This is a genomic window from Parasediminibacterium sp. HNIBRBA5674, assembly GCF_056745525.1.
The window spans coordinates 249,972-264,075 of sequence record NZ_JBQWIE010000001.1 but is presented as its reverse complement, the minus strand read 5'-3'; the positions used below and the strand labels follow the sequence as shown (position 1 = coordinate 264,075).

Annotated in this window: 11 protein-coding genes; 3 read left to right on the top strand and 8 right to left on the bottom strand. The window is 38.2% G+C overall.

All coding sequences use genetic code 11. The annotated features are described in order from the left end of the window. Nucleotides 1-36: 36 nt before the first annotated feature. Entirely contained in the window at nucleotides 37-2,793 is a 2,757-nt protein-coding gene (locus ACT9TX_RS01040; protein WP_481336252.1) for a M14 family metallopeptidase, read from the bottom strand. Nucleotides 2,794-3,744: 951 nt separating this feature from the next. Between ACT9TX_RS01040 and ACT9TX_RS01035 the strand changes: the two genes are divergently transcribed. The 3 genes from ACT9TX_RS01035 to ricT all read left to right on the top strand — a co-directional run bounded on the left by ACT9TX_RS01035 (nucleotide 3,745) and on the right by ricT (nucleotide 7,085). Next, entirely contained in the window at nucleotides 3,745-4,488 is a 744-nt protein-coding gene (locus ACT9TX_RS01035; protein WP_481336251.1) for a DUF6261 family protein, read from the top strand. A gap of 144 nt (nucleotides 4,489-4,632) precedes the next feature. Then, nucleotides 4,633-5,139: a hypothetical protein gene (locus ACT9TX_RS01030; protein WP_481336249.1), complete on the top strand. Its 507-nt coding sequence runs from the start codon at nucleotides 4,633-4,635 to the stop codon at nucleotides 5,137-5,139. 434 nt (nucleotides 5,140-5,573) lie between these two features. Then, nucleotides 5,574-7,085, top strand: coding sequence for a regulatory iron-sulfur-containing complex subunit RicT (gene ricT, locus ACT9TX_RS01025; RefSeq protein ID WP_481336247.1), 1,512 nt, complete (start codon nucleotides 5,574-5,576; stop codon nucleotides 7,083-7,085). A 71-nt stretch (nucleotides 7,086-7,156) separates the two neighbouring features. Here the strand turns inward: ricT and proC are convergent, their stop codons facing one another. From proC to ACT9TX_RS00990, 7 genes are all read right to left on the bottom strand, one after another. Beyond that, the gene (gene proC, locus ACT9TX_RS01020; protein ID WP_481336246.1) at nucleotides 7,157-7,948 is read right to left on the bottom strand and encodes a pyrroline-5-carboxylate reductase; all 792 of its coding nucleotides are present in this window, start codon (nucleotides 7,946-7,948) and stop codon (nucleotides 7,157-7,159) included. Between the two features lie 3 nt (nucleotides 7,949-7,951). After that, nucleotides 7,952-8,329 (bottom strand): type II toxin-antitoxin system death-on-curing family toxin, encoded by a 378-nt coding sequence (locus ACT9TX_RS01015; protein ID WP_481336244.1) that lies wholly within the window; start codon nucleotides 8,327-8,329, stop codon nucleotides 7,952-7,954. After that, nucleotides 8,326-8,511 carry a hypothetical protein gene (locus tag ACT9TX_RS01010; protein ID WP_481336242.1) on the bottom strand — a complete coding sequence of 62 codons (186 nt, stop codon included), beginning with the start codon at nucleotides 8,509-8,511 and terminating at the stop codon, nucleotides 8,326-8,328. The genes ACT9TX_RS01015 and ACT9TX_RS01010 overlap by 4 nt, the downstream gene beginning before the upstream one ends. A 21-nt stretch (nucleotides 8,512-8,532) precedes the next feature. Further along, on the bottom strand, nucleotides 8,533-9,621 hold the full coding sequence (rfaD, locus tag ACT9TX_RS01005; RefSeq protein WP_481336240.1) for an ADP-glyceromanno-heptose 6-epimerase: 1,089 nt from the start codon (nucleotides 9,619-9,621) through the stop codon (nucleotides 8,533-8,535). A gap of 44 nt (nucleotides 9,622-9,665) precedes the next feature. After that, nucleotides 9,666-11,882, bottom strand: a complete 2,217-nt coding sequence (gene purL, locus ACT9TX_RS01000; protein ID WP_481336238.1) for a phosphoribosylformylglycinamidine synthase subunit PurL — start codon at nucleotides 11,880-11,882, stop codon at nucleotides 9,666-9,668. A gap of 186 nt (nucleotides 11,883-12,068) precedes the next feature. Further along, nucleotides 12,069-12,788: a head GIN domain-containing protein gene (locus tag ACT9TX_RS00995; protein ID WP_481336237.1), complete on the bottom strand. Its 720-nt coding sequence runs from the start codon at nucleotides 12,786-12,788 to the stop codon at nucleotides 12,069-12,071. A gap of 252 nt (nucleotides 12,789-13,040) precedes the next feature. Further along, nucleotides 13,041-14,102, bottom strand: coding sequence for a TraR/DksA family transcriptional regulator (locus ACT9TX_RS00990; protein ID WP_481336235.1), 1,062 nt, complete (start codon nucleotides 14,100-14,102; stop codon nucleotides 13,041-13,043). Nucleotides 14,103-14,104: the final 2 nt, after the last annotated feature.

Here is a 14,104-nt window from a genome sequence, read left to right as displayed (position 1 = left end):
TTTGGGCGGCTCATTTATTTTATCAAAAATATTTTCCTATTGATACAAACCATTAAATAATAACTTAAACGTGCCATAAGGCTGTGCCCTAAACGTAATTTCTGGGCCAAAAGCATACAAATTACCCTTGCCGACTTTGGCGGTAAATGCAGCTACACCACCGTTTAAATAAGATTGCCCCCAAGCCCAACCACTACGCAAACTTTGTGCACTTGCAAACCATGCCAATGGTTTAATTGTGCCTTTCGATTGACCTTCTGGCAAAATATTAAACACAGGGCTTGCATCAAAATACACATCAGCTTGCGATGGCATACCGTAAGCTGCTAACTGTGTGGTATCTACACTTACTTTTAAGATGCTACCAGGTATATAATATTTCTCGCCCGGTAAAGTTTTTTCTACACCGTTTACGGTTTCTACCAAGGCATTTTTTACTGGTAAATTTAAATGATACGCCAAATTGGTACTGCTACCAATGGTGATGATATTACCACCGTCTTCTAAAAATTGTTTCAGTTGAGGGATAGATTTTGCAGCAGTAATTCTACCTAAGCGGTTACGATATTCTTCTGGTATTGAATCTGCTTTTGGCTCGCCAAAACCAAAGCCTCTACCTGCATTAGCTGTCAATGAAGGAATAGCACCGCCCACAAATACAATCACATCGTACTTGGTTTTTAATTTGCCAGTATCAATATCTTTTGCATAAATCACGTCTGCTGCAAAATGGTATTGTTCCATTATCAAACGCAACCAACCAGATGGCATAGAACCACCGTAAGTATCCCAAATGGCAATACGTGCAGGATTTATTTTGGTAAGATTAGTAGGACGTTTTGCCAATGTTACCGCATCCACACCAAGGCTTACTATGGCTTGTTCTACAGCAGCTTTATTTTTACCAGAAGTAGGAATAAAGAATGACCCTTTATTGAAATTATTGTACACAGAATCATTGGTTCTAAATACTTCTATACCTGCTTTTAGCAAATCATTCGCAACTGCAAACGCATTATTGGCACGAGCATTTAATAAGTAACCAGCCGTTTTTGCCGAAGGCGTAATACTACCTTTTGCGGTTTGTAATTCGCCATAAGCAATCTTTTCAAATGGCCCATCAAAAGCATCAATTTGTCTATCAAACTGCACACCCATTTGGTAAGCAAGCGTCCAGCCAGCTGCATCGTATGGTGCTATTGGTGGCCCGCCCGGATATTGAAAATCATTAGGGTGATCTTGTGGTTCAAACATATCTAGTATATGTGGTCTAAAAGCTTGGTTGGTTTTTACAACAAACGAACCTTTAGGGTATGTTTTACCGCCAACGGTAAAATCGGCTGTGGCTTTATGCACTTGCATACCACTGGTAATTAAGGTATTTATAAAATGTGTAGCAGTGGCAAAATCTGGCTGATTAGCGGGAATAATATAACCACGAGCATCACGATACGCTGGCTTTTTTAATACAGAATCATACAGTTTTAATGGTATACTATTTCTGCCTCTACCTTCACCACCTGCTTCTTCTGTTCTTGGTGTAGTAGGCTGTGCTGCTTGTGCTAGTTTAGTTATTTCGGCAGAGAATTTTGGCGACAAGCCCCAATTATCTTTCTCGCCTTTTTGTATAGAGGCTTTGCCCATTTTGTAAATATTATACAGCAATTCATCTCTGTGTCTTACGGCATAATCTAGTACACCATAGTTAAGCGATACTGAATAATCTATTGACTGTCTAAAACGCCATTTTTGAGGCAAAATTGGATAAGGATTCGCACTACTAGGTATTAATCTATCTGGCACTACTGGTATTTCCATAGGTGTAGGGCTACCAATAATTTCGGTTAATAAACCTACCATATTGTGAAAATAAGTAGAGGTGCGCAAGCCGCCATTGTACCAAGTAGAATATACCGAGCCACCTAGTTTGGTATAGCCAGGTTTACCTTCTGCGTTTAAGCGATTAATCATAGATGCGCCAACTGCATCTAGTTCTGTCATCACCAAAGGGTCAAACACGTAGTTAAATGGATCTCTAAATGGTGGGCCAGCCACTACCGTACCAGCAGGGCCAGTTTGGTGGTGGTTGTACATAATTTGCGGTAGCCATTCTACAAACAACTGCCTACCCATATTTTGGCTTTCCTTTAAATTAAACATGTAGAAGTCACGGTTATTATCATGACCAGCATATTTCTCATACAATCTTGGTAAAAAGTTAGTAGTGCGTTTTTCTTGTTTTGCTTCACGCATGTACCAGTTGCTTACCAATTCTTGCCCATCAGGGTTGGCATGTGTCATTAATACAATGGCATTATTTAGCAGGTTTACCGTTTCTGCATCGGTGCGGCTGCTTAGTTGCCAAGCCGTTTCTATTAGTTGATGCGCACCAACCACTTCTGTTGCATGTAAACCACCATCTATCCACACAATGGCTTTGCCTTCACTGGCTAAGGTACGTGCTTGCTCGTCTGTAAGCCCGTCTGCGTGGGCTAGCTGCTGCGAAATGGCTTTGTATTTATCTAGGTTTTTCAAGCTTTCTGGCGAAGAAATAATGAGCATGTATTGCGTTCTACCTTCTTCGGTTTTACCAATATCTACCAGTTTTACACGAGGGCTTGTTTCGGCTAGTTTTTTAAAATAAGCGGCTGTTTGGGTGTACGTAGCTAGTTGGTAATCGTCACCAATAGCAAAGCCAAAATGTTGTTTGGGTGAAGGGATGGTTTGGGCAAATGTGCTGCTAGCGCTTAGCAACAACAGCAAAGCCCAACCGAAAAAGTGTTTTATACTCATAGCAAATAGTTTGTGCTACAAGTTTAAATCATTTGCAAAAGAAAAAGCAAGAACTTATGTGGGCGGTAAGGTTTTGGTTTAATAAACCTGTCAGGTCTTTAAGACCTGACAGGTTTGGTAATACCATTGGAAAACAACTGATTCATTTTTCCAATGCACAACCTTCTATTTGCTTATCAAAATAAATTCTAAATGTCTTAACACTATCTTTTTGTGTGGGTGATAAGAAATTAACGTTTGAACCAGACATATCATCTAAGCATAGTTTGAACAATCTGTACTTCTTGTATATCACTCTCAAACAATAGGAATTTAAGGCCTGCTTCTCTTTAAAACTGGTTTTATTATTGTGAATACAATCGCAGTAATCATTTGCAGCTTGGTTAGCCTCAGACTTAATGTTATTGTTACAAGTAGTTAGTAATAAGCAAATAGATATTCGGTATATGAATTTCATGGTTTAGGAATTATAGCATGATTTAGATGTCGTAAACAAGCTATTCCACAAAAATCCATAGTAATCTTTTATGCTTAAACGTTATTGCATGGAACGAAGCAATCTGGTAATAGCATTTAGGCTGCTTCGTTCCTCGCAGTGACGCTCTTTTTTTGGGAAATTTTTTTACACGCATAAAGCCTTTCCCCAACTTGGGAAATCATTTTTTGCGCTCATAAAGCCCTTCCCTAACTTGAGAGAGCATTTTTTATACGCATAAAGCCTTACCTCAACTTGGGAAACCATTTTTTACGCTCATAAAGCCTTTCCCCAACTTAGAAAACCGTTTTTTATACTCATAATGCGTTTCCTCAACTTGGGAAACTATTTTTTACGCTCATAAAGCCTTTCCCCAACTTAGGGAAGCATATTCTATCTGTATAAAATAATTTCCCCATAAAACTTGGGTGTTTGTGCAATTAATTAATATATTTGGCTAACTAAACAAGCATACTATGAAACTAGCAAACGTAAAAATTAAAGCACTCATTAACACCGAGTTTTTTGGCTTCTTAAAGCAAACCGTAGCCCTATTTACTAAGTACGATGTAGTAAAACTGAAAATTAAAAACAAGGTGGATGCCTTAATGGCTGTATTTGCCCTCTTGGCGGCGGCACTTGATAAGGAACAAGCTAGCCAACTTACCAAGCTATTGAACGAACTAGACAGAAAACGTGATATTTTGATTTCGGGCTTTATTAAATTTTTAGACGCCATGACAGATTACCCCGATGCAGCCATAGCTGCCGATGCGGTAAAACTGTTAGCTTTTGTAAAAGGCTTTGGCAGCAATATTGCACAGCAAAACCAACTATCTGAAACTACCATTCTTACCGCTATTGTAGAAGGCTTTACCAATAATGCAGAACGCAAAGCCGCACTTGCAGCCATGAATGGTACATTGTGGATTACGGCTTTGGGCGAGGTAAACAACGAATTTGCAAAACAATACAGCAACAGAATAAGCGATACCGCTACTAATAATACCATAGAAAGCTTTAGCGAGATACGCAAAAAAGCAACGGCACTTTACACCGAAACCACTGACTTACTAGTAAGCCGCTACACAAGCGACAGAGCCGATGGCCTTGACATTGCGCTATACGAAACTTGCATAGGCGACCTTAACGAACTAATAGCCAAAGCCAATGCACTAGCTGCTACACCAAAACCTAGTACACCACAGCAGGGTGGGTAGGATTGGGGGGAGATAATATTCGTGAGATATAGGTAATTGAAGGATGCGTAGAGTCTCACGACTGCTTTTCTTTATGAGACTTTGCGTGAATGAAAGGCACAAAATTAACTGTCATAAAGTTTGTAATAACTCAATGGACTTAATATGAAATTCAAAAGTATTTTGGTATCATCCCTTTTCTCAATAATTATTTATTCATGTAATTTTATTAGTCTTTGGGCTAGTGATTATGATTTTGAAACAACAGCAGTTTATAATGCACCGAAATCTCGTATAAAAGCTTTTGTAAGAACAACAGGATATGTTAGTATAGATGCTGATTTGGCTACTGAAGCTAATATAGCTGTAAAAATAGTTTTCGAAAAAAGCATAAAAGACACTTTTCAAATCATTTCGAACATATTCAATATTAGATCTTTAAAAATGAATGGTTACTTGAAGCCACTAAGCGATACCAGCAACTATACCGCCAATTTATTTAAATGTGCAGAATGGGCTTCAATCAAAAAAATTACATTAGACAGTATTGAAATTTCAGAACTATCCAATGTAATTTTAGCGACAGGATTAGGTCCAAGAGGCACTCGTTTTAAAGGTCAAACAAACCTAATTACCGTCGACACTGTTTTTCATAAAACGAAATTTAGATAGTCCCTCAAATTATCCACGTCATAAAATAATTAATTACCTATTTTTGAGTTTAGAGGTAAATGTGGTGGTGTTGTATGAGCTTTGTGATAGTTTGATGGAGAGACAGTTGTTTAAGTATCCCGAATGGTTGATGATATAATTGGTTTGATGGGTTTTGATAAAAGGATTTCGCAATTGGTAAACAGTACTATTGCTTGGGCGCATTCGGCATAATGATTCTCTTATTGGTCTATTCTACTGCTTCATTGGCACAATATCTACAAGGGTTTTACGTATCTGTATTACCTAGCCTCAACAAAGAACAAAGCGTACAAGTGTAGATGCTTCGTAAACTCAGCACAGGCTTCATTATGCTACATAGTAGTACTAGCGTTGGTTACAAAAGCATTACGCTACAATAAAATTTTAGTTTAACACAGAAAATGTAATATACAATGGCTTGTGGATCTTGTGGTACCAAACCGGGTGGCTGTAAAAGCAATGGCGGTTGCAGTACTGGTAGTTGTAACCGTATGAATGTGCATGACTGGCTAAATAACTTGCCGATAGCTGACGTAGAAAGCAGTTGTAAGGTGCTTGAAGTGAGTTTTAAACAAGGCAGCCGTAAAGAGTTTTTTAGAAATACATCATCGCACTATTTTGAAAAAGGTGACTATGTAACCATAGAAGGTGTGGGCGGTTTTGATGTGGGTGAAGTAAGTTTGAGTGGCGAGCTTGTGCGCCTGCAACTAAAGAAACGAGGTGTAGATGAGTTTAGTAGCGAAATGAAAAAAGTGCTAAGACCAAGTAACGATAGAGATATTGAAAGCTTTAAAATTAGCAAAGGTCGTGAAGCGAAGATTCAAGCACGTAGCCGCGAGATTGCGATAGAATTGAAGTTGCAAATGAAGTTGAGTGAAATTGACATTCAGGCAGATGGTAAAAAAGCAACATTTTTTTATACGGCCGATGATAGGGTTGACTTTAGAGAAATGATTAAAATGTTTGCCGCAGAGTTTAAGCTGAAGGTAGAAATGCGTCAAATAGGCATCAGACAAGAAGCTGCAAAAGTGGGTGGCATAGGTAGCTGTGGTAGAGAATTGTGCTGTAGTACTTGGTTAACTGAGTTTAAAAGTGTGAATACAACGGCAGCTCGTTATCAAAACTTGTCTATTAACCAAACCAAGTTAAGTGGCCAATGTGGGCGCTTGAAATGTTGCTTAAACTACGAATTAGATACTTATTTAGATGCATTGCAGCAATTTCCAGATAATGCAGACACCATAGAAACCGCTAAGGGTAATGCCTTTTTGATAAAGAAAGACATTTTTAAAAACTTGATGTGGTACATTGTTCAAGGTGGTAGCAAGCATTATCCTTTAACCATTCAGCGTGTAAAAGAAATAAAACGCCTAAATGCACAAGGGATAAGACCTGAAGATTTAGAACCTGTAGATGTAACTACTGGCAAGCCAAAAGAGGTAGAGCCTACGTTTGTAGATGTGGTGGGGCAAATAAGCCTGCAAAGCCTAGAAAAGAACGATAGACGTAGAAGAGACGACGATAGAAACGCTAGAAACCAAGATAGACGTGGCAATAATGAGCAACGTGGTGGCGGTAATGATAGAAGAAATGAGCGCCCTCAACAAGGTGGGCCTAGAGAAGCAAGACCGAACCAAACGTCTCAGCAACAACAAAAGCCACCGCAACAGCAACGTGGGCCACAACAGCCTAGAGAAGGTGGTAATAATAACCAAAGACCACCACAATCACCTAGAGAACAAAGACCTAATGTGCCACAGCGACCGCCACAACAACGTGGGCAGCAGCAGCCTAGAGAAGGTGGTAACAATAATCAAAGACCACAAGGACCAAGGCATAATCAGCGACCACCACAAAACCGTGATAGAGGACCAAGGCCACCTAGAGAAGAAGGTGGTAACAAACCTGATGAAAAGAAAGATTAATTTAAATACAAAAAAGGTGTTTGCCGTTGGCAAACACCTTTTTTGTATTTAAAAGAAATATTGAGTTAAGTCTATTGCAATTTTTTGTAGCTAGTAACTATACCTTTTATTAAAGATGAGCTAAAACCTTGGTGTTCCATTTCGTTTAAGCCAGCAATGGTACAGCCTTTAGGCGTGGTTACTTTATCAATCTCTTGCTCAGGATGCGTATTTTTTTGTAGCAACAATTCAGCCGCACCCTTTACCGTTTGCGCAGCAATTAAAGAAGCAACTGAAGCACTAAAACCAATTTCTATACCACCTTGAATATTAGCTCTTATATAACGCATAGCATAAGCAGTACCACAAGCACCTAGCACCGTAGCTGCATCCATTAGTTTTTCTTCAATAAAAACAGACTGACCAAGTTGGTTAAACAAATCTTTTACAAACTGACGTTGCTCGTTAGTGGTATTGCTATCGCTAATACAGGTCATACTTTCTTGAATGGCAATAGCAGTGTTTGGCATGGCTCTGAAAATGGCAAAATCATTACCCAAAACATCTTGCATATCTTTTACCCAAACACCACTTACCACGCTAATTAATACATGACGCTTGCTATCTAACTTTGGCTTTAGCTGCTCTAGTACTTCTTTAATTTGAAAAGGCTTAATAGCCAAAATGATATAATCTGCAAAGCCAGCAGCTTCTAAATTATTATTACTTACTAAAGCGCCTTTTTCTTCTAATGCACCTAAAGTGCTAATGTTACGCTTCGTAATAATAATATGCTGTGGCACAATAAAGCCACTATTAATAAGCCCTTCAGCTATAGAAGCACCTAAATTTCCGCCGCCGATAATGGCAATTTTTTTATTCATGATTTATAATTGAACCGATTTAGATTTTAAAAACTCTACAGCACCTTCAAAGTCTATTTGTGTGGTCGCAACGTTTATAACAAAGTCATAAGCCTCAGCTTCTGAAAGTGTAAATATTAGCTTATGTAAACGTAACATAGCATCACATGCAATTAACGCTGTACGCTTGTTACCATCAACAAAAGGATGATTCTTTAAAATACTTTCTAAAATTGCTACCGCTTTTTCGTAAGGTGTAGGATATAATTCCTCGCCTGCAAAAGTAGAAAATGGTCTTTCTATTGCACTTTGTAAATAGCCTTCATCTCGTATGCCTTGTGAACCTCCAAACTTTTGAATAGACAATTCGTGAAACCGTAAGACATCTTGTAGCGTTATCATTGTGCCAAACGCTTTAATGTATTCTCGAAACGAGAAACGGTAAAGTCAAATAGTTCTTCAGCCGTTAATCGAGGTTCATTTTCGGCAGCATTAATTAAGTCATTAATTCTATTTAACAAGATTTCGTCTTGCGTATTATCAATTTTTTCTTTGATAATCTCTTTCATCTCTAATACACTCATAACACAACATTTACCCCAAATTTAATAAATTTTATTGGCAGAGAGATAATTGCGTACATAATCGTCTACACCAGCTTCTAAAGTGTAGAAAGGTTCAGTATAGCCAGCGTTGTGTAGCTTTTGCATATTAGCTTCGGTAAAATATTGGTACTTATCTCGAATATCTAAAGGCATGTCTACAAATTCAATATTAGGCTCTAAATCAAGCCCTCTAAAAGTAGCAGAAGCTAATGCATAAAAACTACGAGCTGTGCCAGTACCTAAATTGTAAAGACCATTAGTGAATGGTGAATAGTGAATAGTGAAAGTTGCATCCTTTGACAATTCACCATTGACTATTGACTTTTCCATCATCCACAACATTACTTTTAATAAATCCTTTACATACACAAAATCACGCAGTTGCTCACCATCTTTAAAATTAAGATTATGACTTCTAAATAATTTAACCAAGCCGTTGGCTTTTATTTGCTTGAACGAATGCCAAATGACACTAGCCATTCTGCCTTTGTGGTATTCATTTGGCCCATAAATATTGAAGAACTTTAAGCCCGCCCAAAATGGTGGCGTTTCAGTTTGTTGGATTGCCCATTTATCAAACTCATTTTTACTTACACCATAAGGATTTAATGGCTGTAATTGAAAAGGCAATTCGTGGTTATCATCGTATCCAAACTCACCACCACCGTAGGTTGCAGCCGATGAAGCATAAATTAATGGCACTTTATTTTCTGTACAATACTGCCAAATATTTTGCGAATATTCTACGTTTAATGCTTGATGAATAGCATAGTTAAATTCAGTGGTATCGGTTCTTGCACCAAGATGAATAACTGTAGCTATTTTAGGATTATTTGCAGCTAGCCATTCAAATAAACTTTGTCTTTCAATCGCTTCGGCAAACTGTTTATTTTCCCAATTTCTTCGCTTTTCTTCTACACCAAAATCATCTACAATAATAATGTTGCGATAGCCATTTTCATTTAAAAACTGCACCATGCAAGAGCCAATAAAGCCGGCCGCACCAGTAACAATGATGCTGCCACTGTTGCCCCCAGCCCCTAAAGGTGAGTTTTTAAAACTCTCATTTATGACACTCTCTCTTTCCATTTTTTGTAAATATGATGTATAAAACCCCCTTTAGGGGTTAGGGGCTAGTTTAAATATTTTTCAATAGCTGTATCGTATTTCTCTTTCCAATCGTTGATGCTACCCCAGTTGTTATTGTTTACTACAATAGCACCACTAGTAACTGCACCCAATTCTACAACAGCAATATTACTTGCTTGCGCTGCTGCCTTTATATCTACTGCTTGCGCTGCTGTAGTACTTATCACCACTCTACCTTGTGCCTCACCTAGCCAGTAAGCGTCTGTTCTAATATCTTTATTGGTTGTTGCTACTGAAAAACCTAAGCCTTTCTGAAAACCACTTTCTAGCAGCGTAACAATCAAACCACCTTCACTAACATCATGTGCAGATTGGATAAACTTTTGAGCAATTATATCTTTAATAAATTGCTGTGTGTTAAACTCTTCGTCAATATCAAAATATGGTGCTGGCGAATATTCTACAGCTTTTAGTTTGTGTAAATACTCACTTGAACCAATATCATTTTTTTGATTGCCTACCAGCAAAATCACATCGCCTTCTTGTTTAAAGTACATGGTCATTTTGGTAGTAATATCTTCTAATACACCCACCATACCAATGGTTGGTGTTGGATATACAGGACCATCAGGATTTTGATTATAGAAGCTAACATTACCGCCTGTTACAGGTGTATTGAACTTTCTACAAGCATCACCCATACCTGTTACTGCTTTTACAAATTGGTAGTATAATTCTGGGTCGTAAGGATTACCAAAGTTTAAGCAATTGGTTACACCTAATGGCTCGCCACCGCTGCAAACGATATTACGAGCAGCCTCAGCAACGGCTATCATACCGCCAACATAAGGGTTTGCAAATACATATTTACTGTTGCAATCAACTGTCATAGCTAGTGCTTTACCAGTACCTTTTGCCAAAACAATAGCTGCATCGCTTGGGTCGTTGGTACTCATGTTTGCCGCACCTACCATACTATCGTATTGTGTGTACACCCAACGTTTGCTAGCGATATTTGGTATTTGTATTAATGCTTCAACAGTAGCCTTTAACTCAGCATTGTCTTTAATATCAGTAATACTTTCAAGTTTAAAATCGGCAATTTTTACAAAATATTTTGGCTCAGTATAGTCTCTTGTGTATTGAGGTGCACCACCACCAAGTACCAATTCTTCCGCTGGCAATTCGGCTTCTAAAACACCATTCATGTAAAATTTCAACAAGCCATCATCTGTTACCTCGCCTATGTTACTAGCTGATAAATCCCATTTTTCAAAAATATCTAGTACTTCTTTTTCTCTACCTTTTTCTACTACAATCAGCATACGTTCTTGGCTTTCACTCAATAGCAATTCCCAAGCTTTCATATCTTTTTGGCGAGTTGGTACTTTCTCTAAATCTATACGCATACCTACACCACCTTTTGCACTCATTTCGGCAGTAGAGCATATAATGCCGGCTGCACCCATATCTTGCATACCAACAATAGCATCAGTATCTATCAGTTCTAAACAAGCTTCTAATAACTTTTTCTCTTGAAATGGATCACCCACTTGCACCGCTGGTAGTTCTTGTACAGAATCTGCATTAATATCGGCACTAGCAAAACTTGCACCACCAATACCATCTTTACCCGTAGCACTGCCTACAAAAAATACAGGATTTCCAGTACCTTTTGCTGTGGCGCTAATCATTTTATCTGCCTTCATTATACCAACGCTCATGGCATTTACCAAAGGATTGGTATGGTAGCAATCTTCAAAATACACTTCACCACCTACAGTAGGCACACCAAAGCAGTTGCCATAATGGCCTATACCATGCACCACACCACGTAATAAGTGTTGTGTTTTTTTATCTTTTAGATTACCAAAGCGAAGGCTGTTTAGCGATGCAATTGGTCTTGCACCCATTGTAAAAATATCTCGTTGAATACCACCAACACCTGTAGCTGCGCCTTGAAACGGCTCTAAAGCACTTGGGTGATTGTGGCTTTCTATTTTAAATACTACACCAAAGCCATTACCCATATCCATTAACCCTGCATTTTCTTCACCTGCTGCAACTAAAAGTTTACCGCCTTCTCTTGGCAATGTTTTTAGCCATTTGATAGAGTTTTTATAACTACAGTGTTCGCTCCACATAGCACTAAAGCTACACAACTCAGTAAAGTTTGGTGTGCGACCAAGTTTTTGTTTTATTAACTCAAATTCTTCAGCGGTAAGACGTAATTGCTCGGCGGTTTTAACGGTAATTTCCATTATAAAAGAAAGTTCATTGATAATAGGTAATAGTTCATAGTTTCTACCACGACCTATTTGTCATGAACCATGAACCAATTCGCCGCAAATGTAAGAAACCATGCGTAGGCAGCAAGGCTAAGTTTAAACACAAAAAAGCCACACTTTAAAAAAGCATGGCTTACACAATTTCAAAAAAAGATGAGATTAGAATTTTATAACCTTACCACTACCTGCTATACTTTTAGAAATATTAGTAACCGCACCTGTATAATACACATCACCGCTACCAACTACAGATACTTTTAAACTGCTGCTAGCATTCACTTTTGCACTACCGCTACCAGCAATAGATACTTTTACGTCATCAGCAACTAAGTCTTTACAAATAGCATCACCGCTACCAGCAATACTTACACCAAGCGCTTCAGTTTTACCTTTTAAAACAACATTACCACTACCTGCAATTGAAATACCTACTTTTTCTATGCTTTTAAAATCGAGGTTAATATTGCCGCTACCAGCTACTGAAAAAGTGGTTTTATCATCGTTGGTAAAATTACCAATACCAGTAATATTGCCACTACCAGCTAGCGATATACCAGTAATTTTTGTAAGCGATACGTAGATTTTAATTTTGTTTTTTGACTTTAGATTGACGTAGTTCTCTGTCTTAATATTCAATTTATCGCCTTTAACTTCTGTAATAATATGAGGAATCAAATTCTCATCGGCCTCAATAGTTACGTCTTTATCCGTGCCATAACTAATAATAACATCCCAAGAACCACCTGAGCCAATTGACGTAAAATTGTCAAGTGTTCTTACATTTTTTGTGAGATTGCCATTGCCTTCTATTTTGCTCCATGGCTGGGCAAATGTGGTAAAACTGATAATAGCTAGTAATGCGGTAAAAACTGTTTTCATTGTTTGTTGCGTTTTTTATGATGAATGATGTTTGAACGCAGCAAATAGCAATTAGTTACAGGCAGAAGAAAAACTATTAACCCAAACGCATTAAAAGTTGATTACTACTAATTGTAAATAAGCTGAAAAGCGAACAAAGCGATGCAGTGAGTGACACAACAGGCGCTAAATAGTAGTACAAAAGTTGGTAAACAAAAAAGCCACTCGCTTGCAGACGAATGGCTTTTAAACTAGAATATTTTAGAAAATGGATTATTCGCTACCCGGTTTTACTAAACCTAGTTTAGCCTCAAGGCTAAGTGTAGCATGTGGTACGGCTCTTAAACGGGCTTTATCAATCAGTTTGCCAGTTACACGGCAAACACCATATGTTTTGTTTTCTATACGCATGATGGCTTTTTCAAGGTGGTCAATATAGCTAATTTGACGACCTGCCATTTGGCTCAGTTGTTCTCTTTCCATGCTCATGCTACCGTCTTCCATGGTCATGTAACGAGCTTCATCGTTACCACCACCTTCATCTTTACGTGTAATTAAACCTTGTAAATAAGCTAATTCTTTTTTAGCTGTATCCATTTTTTTATTAATTAAATCACGAAACTCGTTTAAGTCAGCGTCGCTGTATTTAACTAATGGACCGCTTGATTGCGCTGGGGTATTAGGTCTTTTTTCCATGGGTGTGTAAACAGGATTATATGGAACACTTGATTTTGTACTTATTTTACCAACTTTCACCTCTTTTATAGGTTCTAAAGCCTTTTTTATGGGCTTTCTAGGTGTTGCTGGCACTTCTGGTGCTTTTGACTTTGCCATTTTTTTTACCGGTGCAGCTACAGGTTTTTCTTCAACCTTAGCTACTGTTTTTGTTGTTGAAACTACTTTTTTTGCAGGTACTGCAACCACCTTAGCCACTGGCTTAGTAGGTTTTACTACTACTCTGGCCTCAGGCTTAGCTCGCGCTATTTTTTTAGCTATTGCTGGTTTTGCAGCTACTTTAGCCACTGCTTTTTTTACTTCAACCTTTTTAGCTACCACTTTTTTTGTTGATGCGGTTTCTTTTTTGGCTATTGGTTTTGCTACTACTTTTTTAGCAGGAGCTGCTTTTTTTACAGGAGCTTTAGAAACTGATTTTGCTACTTTTTTTGCTGCAACTACTGCTTTTTTCGCTGGTACTTTTGCTACCACCTTTTTAGCAGGCGCAGCTTTTTTTGCAGGAGCTTTTGCAACCACTTTCGCAGTTGGTTTAGCGGCAGGTTTTGCTGCTGGTTTAGATACCTTAGCAGCTTTTTTAGGAGCAGGTTTTTTAACAGCCATAG

Excerpts from the sequence above, each read along its gene's own strand:
- ACT9TX_RS01040 (WP_481336252.1), bottom strand. The coding sequence starts at position 2,793 with ATGAGTATAAAACACTTTTTCGGTTGGGCTTTGCTGTTGTTGCTAAGC.
- ACT9TX_RS01035 (WP_481336251.1), top strand. The coding sequence starts at position 3,745 with ATGAAACTAGCAAACGTAAAAATTAAAGCACTCATTAACACCGAGTTT.
- ACT9TX_RS01030 (WP_481336249.1), top strand. The coding sequence starts at position 4,633 with ATGAAATTCAAAAGTATTTTGGTATCATCCCTTTTCTCAATAATTATT.
- ricT (WP_481336247.1), top strand. The coding sequence starts at position 5,574 with ATGGCTTGTGGATCTTGTGGTACCAAACCGGGTGGCTGTAAAAGCAAT.
- proC (WP_481336246.1), bottom strand. The coding sequence starts at position 7,948 with ATGAATAAAAAAATTGCCATTATCGGCGGCGGAAATTTAGGTGCTTCT.
- ACT9TX_RS01015 (WP_481336244.1), bottom strand. The coding sequence starts at position 8,329 with ATGATAACGCTACAAGATGTCTTACGGTTTCACGAATTGTCTATTCAA.
- ACT9TX_RS01010 (WP_481336242.1), bottom strand. The coding sequence starts at position 8,511 with ATGAGTGTATTAGAGATGAAAGAGATTATCAAAGAAAAAATTGATAAT.
- rfaD (WP_481336240.1), bottom strand. The coding sequence starts at position 9,621 with ATGGAAAGAGAGAGTGTCATAAATGAGAGTTTTAAAAACTCACCTTTA.
- purL (WP_481336238.1), bottom strand. The coding sequence starts at position 11,882 with ATGGAAATTACCGTTAAAACCGCCGAGCAATTACGTCTTACCGCTGAA.
- ACT9TX_RS00995 (WP_481336237.1), bottom strand. The coding sequence starts at position 12,788 with ATGAAAACAGTTTTTACCGCATTACTAGCTATTATCAGTTTTACCACA.
- ACT9TX_RS00990 (WP_481336235.1), bottom strand. The coding sequence starts at position 14,102 with ATGGCTGTTAAAAAACCTGCTCCTAAAAAAGCTGCTAAGGTATCTAAA.